10 protein-coding genes are annotated in these 17341 nt (G+C 30.8%); 5 read left to right on the forward strand and 5 right to left on the reverse strand.

Annotated features, from left to right (window positions below; translation table 11 throughout):
- Positions 1–2: 2 nt before the first annotated feature.
- The 3 genes from ACN5J3_RS03595 to ACN5J3_RS03605 all read left to right on the forward strand — a co-directional run bounded on the left by ACN5J3_RS03595 (position 3) and on the right by ACN5J3_RS03605 (position 8016).
- Positions 3–3212, forward strand: coding sequence for a type I restriction endonuclease subunit R (locus tag ACN5J3_RS03595; RefSeq protein ID WP_418510795.1), 3210 nt, complete (start codon positions 3–5; stop codon positions 3210–3212).
- 107 nt (positions 3213–3319) lie between these two features.
- Positions 3320–6670, forward strand: a complete 3351-nt coding sequence (locus ACN5J3_RS03600; protein WP_418510796.1) for an AAA domain-containing protein — start codon at positions 3320–3322, stop codon at positions 6668–6670.
- Positions 6670–8016, forward strand: a complete 1347-nt coding sequence (locus ACN5J3_RS03605; protein ID WP_418510797.1) for a hypothetical protein — start codon at positions 6670–6672, stop codon at positions 8014–8016. The genes ACN5J3_RS03600 and ACN5J3_RS03605 overlap by 1 nt, the downstream gene beginning before the upstream one ends.
- 81 nt (positions 8017–8097) lie before the next feature.
- On the opposite strand, the gene ACN5J3_RS03610 is transcribed toward ACN5J3_RS03605, so the two are convergent.
- Together ACN5J3_RS03610 and ACN5J3_RS03615 are read right to left on the reverse strand one after the other, a co-directional pair.
- A complete protein-coding gene (locus ACN5J3_RS03610; RefSeq protein ID WP_418510798.1) occupies positions 8098–8583 on the reverse strand; it encodes a YqiA/YcfP family alpha/beta fold hydrolase in 486 nt (161 codons plus the stop codon).
- Positions 8580–9524 (reverse strand): helix-turn-helix transcriptional regulator, encoded by a 945-nt coding sequence (locus tag ACN5J3_RS03615; protein WP_418510799.1) that lies wholly within the window; start codon positions 9522–9524, stop codon positions 8580–8582. The genes ACN5J3_RS03610 and ACN5J3_RS03615 overlap by 4 nt, the downstream gene beginning before the upstream one ends.
- Positions 9525–9624: 100 nt before the next feature.
- On the opposite strand from ACN5J3_RS03615, the gene ACN5J3_RS03620 reads away from it, so the two are divergent.
- On the forward strand, positions 9625–11694 hold the full coding sequence (locus ACN5J3_RS03620; protein ID WP_418510800.1) for a hypothetical protein: 2070 nt from the start codon (positions 9625–9627) through the stop codon (positions 11692–11694).
- Between the two features lie 4 nt (positions 11695–11698).
- On the opposite strand, the gene ACN5J3_RS03625 is transcribed toward ACN5J3_RS03620, so the two are convergent.
- Positions 11699–12715, reverse strand: a complete 1017-nt coding sequence (locus tag ACN5J3_RS03625) for a WYL domain-containing protein (RefSeq protein ID WP_344728305.1) — start codon at positions 12713–12715, stop codon at positions 11699–11701.
- Positions 12716–12885: 170 nt separating this feature from the next.
- Between ACN5J3_RS03625 and ACN5J3_RS03630 the strand changes: the two genes are divergently transcribed.
- On the forward strand, positions 12886–14280 hold the full coding sequence (locus ACN5J3_RS03630) for an RtcB family protein (RefSeq protein WP_418510801.1): 1395 nt from the start codon (positions 12886–12888) through the stop codon (positions 14278–14280).
- Between the two features lie 43 nt (positions 14281–14323).
- Here ACN5J3_RS03630 and ACN5J3_RS03635 read toward each other — a convergent pair whose 3' ends face one another.
- Both ACN5J3_RS03635 and ACN5J3_RS03640 read right to left on the reverse strand, forming a co-directional pair.
- Entirely contained in the window at positions 14324–15895 is a 1572-nt protein-coding gene (locus ACN5J3_RS03635; protein WP_418510802.1) for a Fic family protein, read from the reverse strand.
- A 463-nt stretch (positions 15896–16358) separates the two neighbouring features.
- Positions 16359–17339 (reverse strand): hypothetical protein, encoded by a 981-nt coding sequence (locus ACN5J3_RS03640; RefSeq protein ID WP_418510803.1) that lies wholly within the window; start codon positions 17337–17339, stop codon positions 16359–16361.
- Positions 17340–17341: the final 2 nt, after the last annotated feature.

The raw sequence follows: 17341 nt of genomic DNA on the forward strand, positions 1-17341 counted from the left end.
CCATGAGCTACGAATATTCAGAAGACGGTTTAATAGAGCAAGCTACACAAGATGTGTTAGAAGAATTAGGGTGGACTGTGGTGACTGCTTGGAAAAAAGAATCTTTCGGTACAGAAGGTTTGTTAGGTAGAGAAGATAAAACTGAGGTGGTTTTAAAACGCTACCTATTACAAGCATTACAAAAACTCAATTCTAATCATCCAGATGTAGCTTATGAGCAGGCAATTGAGTTAATTACTCAAAACGTAGCAGATCAAACTTTAGGTAGAATCAACAAAGAAAAAACCGACTATCTTAAAAATGGTGTACCAGTAAGTTATACCAATACAAAAGGCGAATTGGTTAAAACTAAGCTAAAAGTATTTGACTTTAAAAATTACGAAAACAATCACTTTTTAGCGGTTAGACAGTTTGAGATATTAGGCGAGCTGTATTTGCGAAGACCAGATGTAGTAGGTTTTGTAAATGGTGTTCCTTTAGTGTTTTTTGAGCTAAAGGCACATCACCAAGATTTACGTCATGCTTATAATGATAATTTAAAAGATTATAAAGATACAATACCACATGTGTTTCATAACAATGGATTTGTGATTTTAAGTAACGGTACCGATGCCAAAGTAGGTACGATAACAAGTCCGTATAAATTCTTTTTAGAGTGGAAACGTATAGAAGAGGAAGAAGAAGGCGAAGTAAGTTTAGATACCATGTTACGTGGTACGTGTGCCAAACATCGTTTGATGGACATTTTTGAAAATTTTCTCTTGTTTGACGATTCGCAAGGAGATGTTATTAAATTAATGGCTAAAAACCACCAATATATAGGTGTAAATAAAGTTATACAAAACGTAGATAATATAGATGATTTAGAAGGAAAGCTTGGTGTATTTTGGCACACACAAGGGTCTGGTAAATCCTATTCTATGGTGTTTTTATGCGAAAAAATTCACCGTAAACTCGGTGGTTCTTATACCTTTTTAATTGCGGTTGATAGAACCGAGTTAGAAAACCAGTTGTACGATACATTTTCTGGCGTTGGTGTTGTTAACGACAAAAATATAATAGCAGGAAAGAAAAAAGGCATGACAGGTCGTGAGCATTTGCGAGAGTTGTTAGCCGAAAATCATCGTTATGTATTTACGTTGATTCATAAATTTTCGATAGACCCAAAAGTAGAAAGCGAATACCCACTTATTACAGAGCGTAAAAATATTATCGTCATTAGTGACGAAGCCCATCGTACACAGTCTGGTACTTATGCCAGAAATATGCGTTTTCATGGGTTGCCAAATGCATCCTATTTAGGGTTTACAGGTACACCAATTATAAAAGAGGAAGAAGAGCTAACCAAAAACATTTTTGGTGAATATGTGTCTATTTATGATTTTAAACGTGCTATAGAGGATGAAGCAACACTTCCTTTGCGATACCTGAATAGAGGTGAAAAACTAGATATTACTAATCCAGAATTGGATGAACGTATGGCTGAGGTGTTTGAAAATGAAGATTTAGATGACGATCAAAAAAAGAAACTAGAATATCTGTTTAGTAGAGATTATCCAATATTAACGTCTCAACCAAGATTAGAAGCTATTGCAAAGGATTTGGTTTGGCACTTTAACGAACGCGGTTATCAAGGTAAAGCCATGTATGTGGCTTTAGATAAACCTACTGCGGTAAAAATGTACGACTTGGTACAGCAATATTGGCCAGAATACCTTAAAGAACTACAAGAGCGTATAGATAACGCAACCGACCAGCAGGAAGAGCAGGAGTTAAAACGAAAGTATAACAAAGTCCAAGAAACCGAAGTTTGCGTTGTGGTCAGTGGTGAGCAAAATGAAGTGGATAAGTTCAAGAAAATGAATTTAGATATTGAAATACACCGAAAAAAAATGGTTGAGCGTAATCTTGAAAAAGAGTTTAAAGATGAAGATAATCCGTTTCGTTTAGCAATAGTCTGTGCCATGTGGATTACAGGTTTTGATGCGCCATGTGTGTCTACTGTATATCTAGATAAACCTATTAAAGGCCACACATTAATGCAAACTATAGCAAGAGCAAATCGTGTGTATGATGACGAGAAAGAAAATGGGTTAATTGTAGATTATGGTAATGTGTATAAACAATTAGAAAAAGCCTATTCTATTTATGGAGAAGGTAGTAAAGGATCAGGTAATACAAATAAGCCAGGAAAACCAATAGAACCATTAGAAGCTATTGAGGTCGAATTAAAACAAGCCATTAAAGACGTAAAAGCATACTTGAAAGAGCTTAATTTTTCTATACAAGAGTTAAAGGATGCCAAACCAATGTCTAAAATTGCTAAAATAAAACAAGCTACAGATGCGGTATGTCTTAACGAAACAACAAGAACTACGTTTGAAACCATGGCGCGTAATGTATTTAGAAAATACAAAGCACTATTTCCTTCGGATAAATTAAAGAAGCATGTTAAAGATTTTAATGCAATCGAAGCCATTTATACAGCTCTCAATCAAAATGTAAAAGGAGCAGATGTAACGCAAATCATAATGGATCTTCAAGCGATTGTGAGCGAAAGTGTAACTATTCAAGATAATCTAATTAAAGAAGATGAAGAAGAAGTGTATGTTGATTTAGCATCTTTAGATTTTGATAAATTAAGAGCAGCTTTTGCTAAAACACAACGAAAGAACACTTTAGTGTTTAATTTACAGGATGCGATTGAGCAACGTTTAGAACAAATGATGAAAGAAAATCCGTTACGGATAGAATTTTACGATAGATATAAAAAAATCATAGAAGAATATAACAAAGGAAAAAGTCTTGAAGATACCATGAAGACGTTTGAGAACTTAAGTGATTTTATAAAAGATCTTTCTTTTGAAGAACAACGAGTAGTTCGTGAAAATTTAAAAGATCAAGAAACCTTAGCCATTTTTGATCTGCTAAAAGAGGGTAAAGAATTATCAAGTAAAGAAATTAAAGACGTAAAAAAAGTGGCAGCCAAAACATTAGAAACATTAAAGTCTGAAAAACTTAAAATAGATAATTGGAGAGAGAGTCGTCAAATTAAAGCACAAGTAAAGAGCTTAATTTATGATAACTTATTATACTTGCCACAAGAACAATATTCTGATGAAGAAGTAGGATTAAAAACAGCTAATGTTTACCAGCATATCTTTACTAACTATTATGGAAGTGGAAATAGTGTTTATTCCAATGTCAGTTAATAAATGTTATTTGGTTTAAATAATCTTTTTTAGTTCATCTAAAATCAAAGTTTAGTTTTACCACCTCATTTATACATTTATAAAAATCTAGGATATAATTTAATTAAATGATTTTAAACAAATATCAACAATACGGAGAAATCCAAAACAGAGGTTATTCATCAACCGCAAAAGTAACAGATGAAAGTGGAGAAATTTATTTTGCCAAATGGATAAAAGGAATTGAGCAAAACTCGCAACCGAGTAAAATTCTTTATAACAAATTAAGACACTTAAAAAAAGCAGTTCACAATTCTTTGCCAAGAATTTTTGAATATGATTGGGATGAAAATCAAAGTGCCTATTGCATCATATTCGAAAACAAAACCGCAACTTCTTTAGAAGAAAGTGTTTCTGAAATTAAACCAACGCATTTTTTAAAAGGAATTGAACAAATTACAAATTGCTTACAGCAATTGCAACAAAAACATAAACTTACTCACGGAGATATAACACCTGCAAATATACTTGTAGATGAAAACTTTGATTTCTACTTAATTGATTTTGGAGTTTCAGATATTTCCGCAACATTAAGCCAATCACAAGAATTAGAGATTTTCGCAAAAGCATTTGCACCACCTGAAAAATGGGATAGAAATATCCCAAAGGGATTCTCTTATCAATCTGATATCTATTCTATAGGTAAAGTTATTGAATGGTATTTTGAAAAGAATGAAATTAATGAATTTGAAGAAATAAAAAAACTAATAGATAAAAGTTGTGAACAATTACCATCTAATAGATTAAACTACACTGCTTTTTTAGAACAATTATCTAAAATAGTAAACGAAATATCGTTTGATAATGTGAATACAGTTTTAATTGATGGTGAATTTAATTCAGAATTAATTGAAGAACTTAACAGCAAATATATTGATGAAACAATTGATTTTACACCAAAGTTTGATGTTAGTCCAAAACCAGGAGGAAATATATTAATTGACATAATAACTTATAACTATAATATCCACTGCCTATGGTTGATTTCTGAAAACAAATTGCTAATTAGAAACTATACGGATAAGTCAGGAGATGAAAATAAATATAATAGAGTTTTAAAAAACGGAACAATGTTGGGTTTACCAATAGTTTACACTTCGCAATATAGTTATGGTAAACATTTTAATTTAACACCATTTTTCAAGAAAATACAAAAAGAAAAGCAACACGAAAGAGATTACAGAAAAGGAAAAAGAGAGATTACTAAAGAACTGAAATTCTTTAAAGACTTAGTTGATAAAGAATTGGATGTAATTAAAAAAAACTCATTGAGACTTAGGTTTGTGAGTTTTGAAAAAAAAGGAAACCATGAAATTTCATTTAAAATTCAAGACAATGAAAAATACAGTAAAAATAGTTTAATCTACTCTCACATTAAAAAGGCAGAGAATTTAGATAAAGAAAATAAAGATCCTATTCAATTTATTATAAGTGATACTGCGGACGAAAAAAAGATGAAAGAGCCATTATTGTTTTCTGGAGTTGCTTATAATTTCAATAAGGGATCACGAGTTTTAAGGTTTAGAGATTGTGAAGGTTTAAATTTTAATAAAATACCGAAAAATGGATACATATTTGAAGATACAAGTAAACAAGAGGTTGAGAAAAGAAGGCAAAAAGATGCTATCAGAAAAGTAGAATATGATGAAGTTCAAAATAGAGATTTAATACATTATATTTTTAATCCTCTAGATATTCCAAAAAAACCTATAGATAAATATGGATTAGAGAAAGTGTATCAAACAGATCAATATGGGAAAGAGTTTGAATATAGTGCTAATCAACAAACAGCAATACTAAACGCAATACATAGAGAACCTTTAACAGTTATTCAAGGGCCACCAGGTACAGGGAAAACAACTGTAATCACAGAAATTGTTTTTCAAATTTTAAATAACAATCCTGATGCTAAAATTTTAATCACTTCTCAAACAAATGATGCAGTTGATAATGTGTTAGAAAACCTGTTAGAAAAAAAAGTTCCAATTGTCCGATTAAGTGGTGTCAGAAAACCAATTAAAAGTTTACAAAAACATACTTTAGACAGAAAAATTGAGGGTTGGAAAGAAGAAGTAAGAAAAAAAACTAAAGCTAATTGGAAACCATATAAAGAACAATTTAAAAAGGCACTAGAAAAAGAGAATATTATTCTATTACCAATTTTTGAAATCCTTTCTTCCAATAAACTATGGAAAGTAAAAAAGCAACAAATAGAAAAAATGCTAGAACGTTTCAATATGTTTAAAGGTTTAGAAAAATCTTTAACTTCTGAAACAGAGTTTATAACTGCAATCAATAGTTATGTAAAAGTAAATTTTGAAGAATATTTTTTAAAACAACGAATATTTAAAGATTGGTTAACAACAATTAGTTCGTTAGATGAGAATAGCAATCTCAATCAAAAATTAATAGATAGCATTAGAGTAATTGGAGCAACTACCAATCATATTGCATCAAAAAAATATCAAAAATATAATTTTGAGTTTGACTACGTCATAATGGACGAAAGTGGAAAAGCAACCACAGCAGAAGCTTTAATACCAATTGTTATGGCTGATAAACTAGTTTTAGTTGGCGACCATAGACAATTACGACCAATGCTAACTGCAAATCGAGAAGTTGAAAAATGGTTAAGAAATGAACATAAGAAAGAATCAGAAGACTTAGAGTGGGATGATTATTTCAATAGGCCGAGTTTATTTGAAAATATTATAGAAATTATTGATGACGATTTTAAAAGTCAGTTAGAGGAATCTAGAAGGAGTTCTAAAGATCAAGTTTTACTTACTTCAAAATGTTTTTACGAAGTAGAAGGAGATGAACCAATAAAACCAGTCAAAAGAAACCCAGACAAAGAACATAATCTTGATTTAAAAATTGATAGTTCAATTGTCTTTCTTAATATTGGTAATTCATATAAAAGTGAAGTTGATGGAAATGGTTCGTCAAGAAATAAATTAAGCGCTGAATTAATTCCAGAACTTCTAAATGGTTTAGATAAATTTAATAAAGTTAAGAATTACACAATTGGTATTCTTTCAGGATATTCAGCACAGAAAAGAGAAATATCAAAAGTTCTTAATCGTAAAGTTAATTATCGAAAGCTTAAAAATGTAAAATCTAACAATGTAGTTATAGATGTCGTAGATAAATTTCAAGGTTTAGAAAAAGATATTATCATTTTTGATTTAGTAAGAAGTCAGCAACAAACATTAGGATTTTTATCTAATGCAAATCGTATAAATGTTGCTTTATCAAGGCAAAAAAGACTATTAATTATTGTCGGTAATTTAGACAGTATATTAAGTGCTAAACCACCAAAAAATTTGGAGGATAAAAATCAAAAACCAGCATTACAAAAATATTTAAGTGAATTGAAGAAAGAATGGATTGTTAAAAAAGTTGAACAAATATTTTAATGGACATACAAGAAATACATAAAAAGCTGGATAATCAATGTCCAATCGATTATAGAATAAACGAAATTATACCATTTGCTTATCCTTACAGACGAGTTCGTATAAACGCAACCGTAAATAAATCGCCTGAAAAGTCAATACAGCAAGTGTATTCAGTTTTTTTAAAAACAATAAAAGCAGGTTACAACAAAGAAGAACAAATAATTAAGTTTTTAGGACTTAATAAAGAGGACTTTATATTAAGAGAATTATACTTTCTACGTGAAAGAGGTTTTGTGAATTTTGCTTCGGGCGTTTGGTCAGTAACCGAACAAGGAGAAGAATTTGTAAGGGATAATAGTATTTTAAAAATTCTAGAAGAGGAAGAGTTCGAATTTTTAATTGATGGAATATCAAATGAAGCTCTAAATAAAGATTTCAAGACACATCAAATAAAACAGGACGTTAAAAAACTACCATCTGAAATAACGTATTCTAATAGAAATCCAGAATTATTAAAAGATAGGAGTGTACAGCTTTCTGATATTTATAAAAAGAAGAATGAAGGGAAGGCGTATTTAGTAGATTATGACAAGTTAAATATTAAGTTTGATAGTGAAAATAAAGAATTCTGTATGTACTATTTTATTGAGTATATTCCAATAAAGGAGAGAGAAAATGAGTTAGAGCCATATATGGAAATCAGAAATATAGATAAAGATATTTCTAAACAAAAAAGAGTAACTGGAATTTTAAAAAATAGACACCAGGAGTTAATCAATCTATTATCGGATTCTGAAAGAACTAGTTTTTCAAAAATTCCAGAAGAAAATTTAGAAAGTTTTCATTCAGGCTTTACAGAGAAAAAGGACACAGAAGTTCAAACATTATCGGTTTGGGAAACGCAAGAAAAATTTGCTGAAGCATTAAAAACAGTTAAATCTAAAATACTGATAGAAAGCCCTTGGATAAAGCGTGCAACTTTGAAATATATTGAAGCTTTTGAACAAGCATTGAAACGGAATGTGAATGTGATTGTACTATACAGCATTGAAGAAAAAGATGAACATCATAGAAAAGCTGAAAAGGAAATGGAGCGATTGACTAGTCTGTATGAAAACTTTCATTTAATACATTTGCCTACTCATTTTGATAAAATAGGTAATTCTAAAATGACAGGAACTCACAAAAAACTAATAATTAAGGACAACGATTACTATATAAACGGAAGTTTTAATTTTTTATCCTTTAATAAAGAACAAGGCCAAAAAATAGCAAACGAAGAAAGTACATTAATTCCTCAAAATGTGGAAACGAAATGGAAAAATACCCTAGAAGAATATGAAATTAACCTTAACTTGAAATGATAACATTTAGAAGAGATTAATATAAATATTAAAATCTATTTATTTATCTAAAGGGTGTAATTACAAGCTTTTTATACCCTTTTATTTTTTTAAAAATTTTAAAACAGCCTCCTCAAAAACAGCAACAGGAATCCTATGTTCTAAATATGGATGGATTTTAATAGCAATAGGCTGTCCTGCATTAAGATGCTCACCAATGTAATTGAGTGTGTCTTTGGGGTTGATAACAGTGTCTTTCGCTCCTAATACAATTTCAATACTAGTATTGTTGTTTTGAGGAGTTTCAATGATATGTTGAGGTACACTTCTTTTAGCTAAAGCTGGATTAAACAACAATGCAGGTACTTGAAATAACTTACTTAAGTGAAACCCAGCAAATCCGCCCATGCTGCTACCTATAACAACATCAATACTTTTGTCCGTATATGAGTCGTAAAGCCATGAAATAGCATTAGAGTTATTCTGATAATCAATAGAAGGCGCAATAACAGTTCCGTAAGCTTCAAGTATGTTGCGTTTTTTTGGTTTTAAATTACCATTTAATCCGTGTAGGTATAAGATATTCATTTGTTTGTATACTTTTTATAAATCTGTTCAACTTCTTTTTTGATGCGTTCTCTAAACCATTGTGGCTCTAATACTTCAGTTTCTATACTCATTTTTAATATTTCAATTATAAACTCATAGTTTGGAATTAAGTCATAAGTAACAATAGCAAAGCCATGATCTGAATGAGGTTTTGATTTTTGGGAATGGTGTAATGGTAAACTTTCTAAATATTTTAAATGTAAATCTGAAACTTTCAGTACAATGTGTTCGGGTTTATCGTCAGTATATCGTAATCCAATGATATTTTTAAAACGTTTGGTTTGTTCTAGATATGGAGCACGTTCTTTGGTAGATAATTTTCCAAGCCTTATATTGGAAATGCGTTCTATGCCAAAGGTTCTAATCTCATGTTCACCTTTAGGAACTCCAATAACAAACCATCGGTTTATGTATTCTTTAACGATAATTGGAGTGATAATTTTCTCTTTGTAGGTTTTAAAGTAAAAATTATGATGTGTAAACTCTAAATCACGTTCTTGTTTAATGGCCATTAATATTGTCTCAAGGTTATTTAGTCCTTTTAAGTTTGATGAGTCGTCAAATTGCACATAATCTAAAGTACTGGTGTTGTTTTTTAAACCATCAGCAAATACATCAGCCAATGATACTAACTCTAAAAACTTAAAGAACGATGCAACTTTTACACTTTTTTCTTTATCAACATAATAGCCGTTGTGTTGTTTGTTATAAGTAAGTTCAATGCCAAAATCGGATTTTATTTTTTCGAAATCACGTTCTAATGTACGTGAAGATATGTTAAAATCTTTATCGTTTAAAAACTCTAAAATACGCTCTTTAGAAGCATAAGTTTCATCGTAGATAAATTGAATAATAAACTGTAGTCGTCTTGAAATATGATATTTGGACATAGTAGCAAATATATTTAGTGTGTTTGTCAATTGATGACGATTTACTAAATATAGTATAAAAAAAATAGTACGACATGTTTTGACGAACATAGATTGTTCTTTTGGGTATCATTTTAAAACAAATCAAAATATGAGCGAAAAATTAAACATGCTACGAGAAGAGTTTGTAAACAAACAGAGTCAATTGGAAAAAGTTAGAACACAGTTAAAACAAGAGTTTTTTGGTATTGATAAAGCCATTGATCAGCTTATAGATAATACACGTTCTTGGTATATACTAAATGATTACCAAGAACGCCCTTTGATTGTAAATCTTTGGGGGTTAACTGGAGTAGGGAAAACATCGTTAATTCAGCGTATGGCAGAACTAATAGATTATAGTGACTTGCTTTTTAGGTTTGATTTAGGAGATAAAAGTAATAGAGCTTTTAATAATGGGTTGGATGATTTATGTGAGAAAAATGAAGATAAACCTGTTGTTATTGTTTTAGATGAGTTTCAGCATACACGAACGCTAAAAGGACCTATGAGAGAAGAGGTCAATGCTGACGTAAACCGTAAGGTTTGGGATTTAATAGATTCTGGTAAAATTGAATATTATCAATGGAAACGTGGTCTTCTTGACTTTAGAGACCATGTAAAATTATTGAAAAAATTACTTCAAGTAGGTGTGCGAGTTGAAAATGGAATCGTGACTAAAAACTTTAAGTTATATCATTTGGAAATGGAAAGAGCCGAATTTTGGTCAGATGATGATAATGATGAATTAAAAAAGATTGATAAACGTTCTAGAAAGTTTATAAAACCTGAATATTATAGTAATATTATTGATTATGGAGGGAATCAATTGGGGTTTACACTTCAAAATGATTTGAGCGACTATCTGTTAACCTTAAACGGAGAAGAATCTATTGCTTTTTTAGATCGTATCATTAGAATTGCCCAAAAACCAGACATTAAAATATTTACTAAAGCATTAATTTTTGTTGTTGGAAATCTAGATGAGGCTTATGATATAAGCGGAAATTTAAATGCAGATATTCATGCAGATGTGTTTTATGAGAGCACTTTAAAAATTACATTGCCAAAAATAAAAAGTGCTTTAGCAAATAGATTCCGACTTGAACAAATCGCTAGGTTAGGTAATAACCATATTATTTATCCGTCGTTAAGCTCAAAAGCTTATTATGCAATTATTACTAAAGAGTTGAAAGACATTTCTAGTAAAGTTCTAAAGAGCTTTGGTTTAAAGTTAGATTTCGCTGAATCACTATTACATGTAATTTACAAGGAAGGTGTGTTTCCAACACAAGGAGCTAGACCAGTAAAAACCACTGTGAACTATATGTTGCAATCCAATCTACCAAAACTCATTTCAGAAATCATTCTTAAAAATATTCATGTAGATACAGTGAGGTTATCATATAGCAAAGGATATTTAGAAGTCTTTTATGATATGAATGAGAATGAAGTACATTTTAAAAAGATAAAAGTAGAGACACCTCTTGAAACAATGCGTAAACCAAAAACTGATGATATTCAGGCTATAACAGCCGTCCATGAAAGTGGGCATGCTACACTATCTGCAATTTTACTAAAAGTAGTTCCAGAAAACATTCGTTCTGTGACATCCGATCCTGATAGTTTAGGCTTTGTTTATGCTAAATGGCCATGGAAGTATATTGCAAAACATGAAATAGAGAAACGGGTAGCTGTCTTTTTAGGTGGTATTGCTGCTGAAGAGCTTGTTTTTGGTAAAGATTACATTACAGCTGGAGCTTCTTCAGATATTAAGCAAGCAACAAACTTTGTGAGTAAAATGTTTAAGTTTAACGGGATGGGAAACAATGTTCTAGGGTATTCAACAGATGCATCAGATAATTTTTTGTGTCATGATGTGTCTGAAATAGAATTAGAAATAAAACAAATGGTAACAAATGGTTTGAAGCTAGCAAAAGAAACCCTACAAACAGAAATGAAGCTTTTATTAAAACTTTCAGATTACTTAAGTGATAATACCTCTATAAACAAAACAGATTTAGAACAGTTTATTACAGCGTATAAAGTAACTGATGTGAAATTTATAGAACAAGCAGATCATTTGTATTACCGTAAGGTTTTAAAAGATAAAGCAAACAATAAATTAAATGAAATATCTAAAAACCAATTTGAAACAATAACGCTAAATAAAAAGAGATAGAGGCTTATCTCGTAGCATATTGTTTAGCAGCTTTATTAAGTTTTTGTTTAATACGATTGCGCAAACTATTAGGTTCTAAAACCTCAATGCTTTCTCCAAATCCAAGAATTAAACGCTCTAATTCATAATTGATGTGTACATCAATAGAAAATATCACGCTTCCTTTTTTGCTTTTCTCAACTAACTTTTGAGAACTATGAAAAGGCTTGGTTATGACATAAGGAGCATTTTTTGAATCTATTTTGAAAACCACAGTTTTTAGGTGTGTTTCAGGCATTACAGTTACACCAATGGTGTTTTTGTAATAAGAATTTGCGTCTAAAAACTTTGGTTGATAGTTGAGTTTAAAATTGTAATCTAATGCTAATATTCTGTCTAAAGCCAGAGTAAGCAATTTGTCTTCAGCATGAGGCTTGCCAATAACAAACCAACGATTATTATACTCCTTCAAAAGGTAAGGGTGAAAAACAATAATGTTAGGGTGTCTAGCTTTAAATGATTTATATGTAATGATTAAAACAACTTCCTTTAAAATCGCTTGGTAAAGTTCGTCAAGAAATTTTAAGCCTTTTAGGTTGTCATTTTTATCTAAATGAATGATTGCTGGTTTATTATTTTTTTGAGTGTGTATTTGGTCTTCTAGCTTATTAAATAATCCGCTTAATTCACTAAACAGTGAAAAATCTTGAAACTGCTTAAGCATTTCTATGGTTTCAGAAAGTACTTGCATATCAGCATTAGTGATTGGTGTATTTTTTATACTGTAGTCAGATTCAGCATATCGGTAATACTTTTTGTCATATACTTCAATAGGAGCGTTATAACCTAACTTATCACTTCTCATAAGCTGAATGTCTAATTGTATTGTGCGCTTACTCACATTAATATTTCTGCCCTCAAAATCATAAAGCGCATTTGAGCAGGCTGCTATTAAGTCATCTAAAGTCCACTTTTTAAAGTGATTTTGTAGGCACTTGTCAATGGTTTTGTATCTAATAAGGGCATTTTTAGTGGTAGCCATAATAAGCGATTTTCAATAAAAATACTATTAATTTTAAACTACGCAAAAAGATTGCGTAGTTTGATGTGATGTTTGTACTGTAATTAAATAAAGGTTGTGGAATTGCCTTTTTAAGTAGTGCTCCGTAATGCAGTTTTGGACATTACGGAGCTTAAATAAAACATTAAATTATGAATGAAGAAACAAAAATTACAGGAAAAGATATAAGAGCTTTAGGATTCCCTCCAGGCGCTTGGTATAAAGAAGCTTTAGAGCACATTAATGACAATTGCCTACAAGGAGAAGCTCTACATAATTATTTAGAACAATTTAAATTGCCAGACCCAATAGCATTATTTGATGTTCCTAAAAAGTTTGCAAAAAATATTGAGGCAGAACATATATTAGAAGAAGATAATGTAGAAAAAGTTGTTGCCACGATGAATGCAGTAATGAGAACACCAACTGTTGTTGATGGAGCAATAATGCCTGATGCATGTCCTGCTGGACCTTTAGGTACAATTCCTGTTGGAGGTGTAGTTGCAACTAAAAATGCAATTCATCCAGGAATGCATAGTGCTGATATTTGTTGCTCTGTGATGTTGTCTGATTTTGGAAATGTTTCACCAAAGGCAATATTAGACGCAGCTCATGCAAGTACGCATTTTGGTCCAGGTGGTAGGGCAAGAGGAGAACAGTTTAAGATGCCTGAAAGCTTAAAAACTGCTTTTGAAAACAATCCATATTTAGGATATCAAAAGAGCATGTCTATGGCTCAAGAACACTTAGGAACTCAAGGCGATGGAAATCATTTTTTATACGTAGGTAAATCAAAAAATACAGGACACACAGTTATGGTAACACATCATGGTTCTCGTGGTCCAGGCGCTTTACTTTATAAAAAAGGAATGACCATAGCAAACAAGTTTAAGAATTATTTGTCACCTGATACGTTATCTCAAAATGCTTGGATTCCTTTTGATTCTGAAGAAGGTAAACAATACTGGGAAGCTTTGCAGCTTATTAGAGAGTGGACAAAACTGAATCATGAGATAATTCATAAGGCTACATCGGATTTAGTGGGTGAAAAAATCATAAACAGATTTTGGAATGAGCATAATTTTGTTTTTAAAGATGGAGATATTTTTTACCATGCAAAAGGAGCTACGCCACTTGATCCTAAATATATGCCTGATATTACAGGGCCAAGAATTATCCCTTTAAATATGGCAGAACCTATTTTGATTGTAGAAGGCGAAACAACAAAAACTAATTTAGGTTTTGCGCCACACGGTGCTGGTCGTAACATGAGTAGGTCACAACATAAGCGAAATAATGAGCATATAGCTGATGATATTATTTTTAAGCAAGAAACAGAAGGTTTAGATATTCGTTTCTTTTCAAATGAAATTGATATTTCCGAGTTACCTAGTGCTTATAAGTCAGCAGAATCTGTTCGTTCTCAAATAGAACAATTTGGATTAGGTGAAATTATTGATGAGATTCTGCCTTACGGATGTATTATGGCAGGAGATTGGCAAGTGAATGCACCATGGAGAAAAAAAAGAAGAAGAAGGAATAAATAACAGAAACTCATTTTGTGGTTGAAAAGACTGCAAAATGAGTTGTTTAATTATGATCAATAAATATTTCCTTGTATAGTTTTTCTATTGATTCAATTTCATTTTCTGTCAGTAAAGAAAATTCTTTTTGCCTAGCTCTTTTGGATAGTGAGCCGTTATTCTGACCTAAAAAATTGATTAACAAGGCTACAAGTTTATCAGGCATCTCATATGCTTCGTCAAGATTTTTTTTAAACAAATCATATTGTGTTAAATATAAAAACTCATCAGGAATTATATGTTTTATTGTATCAAATACACAATCATATAAAAACTCAACTTGTAAAGTTAAGTCATAATACCTGTAGTAATTTATTGTATCGTTTAGAACACTTATATTGTGGTCATTTGTTTCTTCCCATTCTATAAAATCAAGTAACTTATGTGAATAACTTTCAAGTATTTGCCTGTAACTATCAATATGGTTTAATATTGAAGCAGAAATAGGAAATACTATGCCTTGTTCGGAGAACTTCTTTTTTGCTAAAACATGATGAATAAGGTATCTATGGATTCTTCCGTTTCCATCTTCAAAAGGGTGGATAAAAATAAATCCAAAAGCAATTATTGTAGCAGCAATGACAGGATCAATATTACTTTTTCCTAACAACTTGTTCGTTGTAATAAGACCATTCATTAAATTAGGTAAATCTTGCCATTTAGCAGATATATGATCTGGAATAGGCTCACCTGTTATACGATCATGTTCGCCAACAAAACCACCTTTTTTTCTAAAGCCCATTTCTATAAAACGAGAGTTTTCAATAACAACTTGTTGTAGTCTCATTAACTCTTTTTCATTTAAGTTATTAACTCCAGCTTGTCCTATGGCTTGTCCCCATCTAAATGCTCGTTTGCTTTTTGGGCTCTCACCTTCAATTGAAAAAGAGGCTTTAGAATCTTTTAATAATAAAAAAGAAGAAGCTCTTTGGATGATTTCTTTTCTTATACCAGTAAGGTATTTTTTATTTTCGTTAGATAGATTACTTTTTATATATTCTTCTAATTTTTGAGTTTTTTTAATTAATGGGCAAAAGTCTGGGGTGCCAGGTAGGTTATTTATTACTAATTGTCTACGAGATTTTATGCCTTCTATTGCATATTGGTGACGCTCATCAACTACAGCTACGTAGCTTTTTTTATTAAGAGGCTCCATGCCTTTTAGTTCTTTTTTTCTTAACCACTCTATAATAAACCAAATTCTTCTACTGTATTGTCCTGTAGGTTCTATACTTACTAAAGATGTTAAATCCTCTTCTGAGTAATGTTCTATTAGGAAGCTGAAAAATAATAGGTTTATTCCTTCATACTTAAGAGCAAAAACTAAGTGTTTATATATTGCTTCTATTTCATTTAGATTAGTATTGTCTTCTGGTATATAACTAGAAGGTAAGACTATCCATTCATTATTTTGATACTTCTTATTTTGATCACAAATTAATGCTATTGGTGTAACCATAGGCATTTGCAGTTTTAACTTATGGATTATTGCTGCATACCCTACTATTATACCTTCTTCTGGTGTTTGTTTTCCATGAAAAACAGGTGCTGAAAAATAAAAATGAGCGCTTTTTTGCATAATTTATAAATTATAGGTGCAATATAATAAAAAAATAAGCGCTATTTAAAGAAAATAAGCGCTAAATATGTCTTTGTTAAAAAAATGGGCGCAATTAAAGACTGGGTATTTGAAAACAAGCTTTTTTAATAACTGTTATTAGTATCTTTTTTCAGCAGATAAATCCGTATAAGAATCTTTTTATATGCTTGTGAAAAATCAAATTTTGAAAATCATTTTTAATTAAAAATTAATACTATATTGAGGTCTCAATTTTATTGTTTAATTGCAGCTCCAAACTGCATATGATTTTGCAACACACCATTGATAAGAAAGTTCACCGCTTATCATAACAGGAATAATCGCCACCAATGTTTAAACCGCCTTTTAAATAACCATAAAGGCTTTGGCTAAATGAATAAGTTGTAACTATCTATTAGGGCAAGAGTTAATAAAGTTTTAATCGTATTTAGTGTATTTAGTTTTACAATTGTTTAGAGTTGTATGTTACCGTACTTGTCTGTTTGTTCTTATTCCATACTAACTTAACCTCACAATCTTCATTTTCATGCCAAAAGGATACCGTTATAACACCCTCCTTATTGTCCATTAAATTTCGAGTATCAGTAAATGGACCCATTGCTAGCCTAACAAAATTCAGCAGATCATTAAAAGATTCTTTCTCAGAATTTTGATATTCAATACTTACTTTATTTAGTCGATCATTTTTAAATTCAGTTGAGACATTAATTGTGTCTTTTACTATTCTTGTAAAAGTTCCTATTCCACGATAGTTTTCGAATTGCATACTATGCTTTTGTACATTTTTGATTGTATTAGCTTCTTTTTTGGTTAAACCAAAATCGAATACATATTCGCCAAATGAAGTATCCAATTTTAAATCTAAAGGAGATAAACCAAAATGTTTTTCTGAGGTCAACATTTCTTGATTATCATTGTCTAATATGATGATGGATAGATCAAAAGGCCAATTTTTGGAATAATAAATTGTTCTTTGATTTTTTTTAAAAATCCAAGGAGCGCTATCATGACCTTCGTGTCTAAGACCAATCTCATATTTTCCTAACTTTTCAATAGAAAAATGATATGGACGGAATAAGGCCGATTTTTCATTATAATTTAGTTCTGTTGTTCTTGGGGTTGAAAAGAATAAAAACATACCAACAACATTATCGTTATAAAAGTAGGCATAACACGATAGTTTTATATGTTCATTAATTTGCTTTTGAAAAGCATAAGCTTTCAAATGACTGGTTTCAAAGCCATATTGAGGTCCAAATTCAAGAGCTTTTGAATATTCTTCAGCCTCTAGGTTTGATTTTAAAAAGTAGGCTAGATTAGTACCCAGATCAAAATTTACTTCAGACAAAACAACATTTTGGGATAAACTGGGTGTAGATAAAATTATTGCTAAGGCAAAAAACAAGTTTTTAATAGAGCGCATGA

Source organism: Corallibacter sp., assembly GCF_048381695.1.
Lineage (GTDB): Bacteria > Bacteroidota > Bacteroidia > Flavobacteriales > Flavobacteriaceae > Corallibacter > Corallibacter vietnamensis.

Bases quoted from the DNA above. Each gene is read 5' to 3' on its own strand.
- ACN5J3_RS03640 (WP_418510803.1), bottom strand. From the start codon at position 17,339: ATGCGCTCTATTAAAAACTTGTTTTTTGCCTTAGCAATAATTTTATCT.
- ACN5J3_RS03635 (WP_418510802.1), bottom strand. From the start codon at position 15,895: ATGCAAAAAAGCGCTCATTTTTATTTTTCAGCACCTGTTTTTCATGGA.
- ACN5J3_RS03595 (WP_418510795.1), top strand. From the start codon at position 3: ATGAGCTACGAATATTCAGAAGACGGTTTAATAGAGCAAGCTACACAA.
- ACN5J3_RS03625 (WP_344728305.1), bottom strand. From the start codon at position 12,715: ATGGCTACCACTAAAAATGCCCTTATTAGATACAAAACCATTGACAAG.
- ACN5J3_RS03605 (WP_418510797.1), top strand. From the start codon at position 6,670: ATGGACATACAAGAAATACATAAAAAGCTGGATAATCAATGTCCAATC.
- ACN5J3_RS03610 (WP_418510798.1), bottom strand. From the start codon at position 8,583: ATGAATATCTTATACCTACACGGATTAAATGGTAATTTAAAACCAAAA.
- ACN5J3_RS03600 (WP_418510796.1), top strand. From the start codon at position 3,320: ATGATTTTAAACAAATATCAACAATACGGAGAAATCCAAAACAGAGGT.
- ACN5J3_RS03630 (WP_418510801.1), top strand. From the start codon at position 12,886: ATGAATGAAGAAACAAAAATTACAGGAAAAGATATAAGAGCTTTAGGA.
- ACN5J3_RS03620 (WP_418510800.1), top strand. From the start codon at position 9,625: ATGAGCGAAAAATTAAACATGCTACGAGAAGAGTTTGTAAACAAACAG.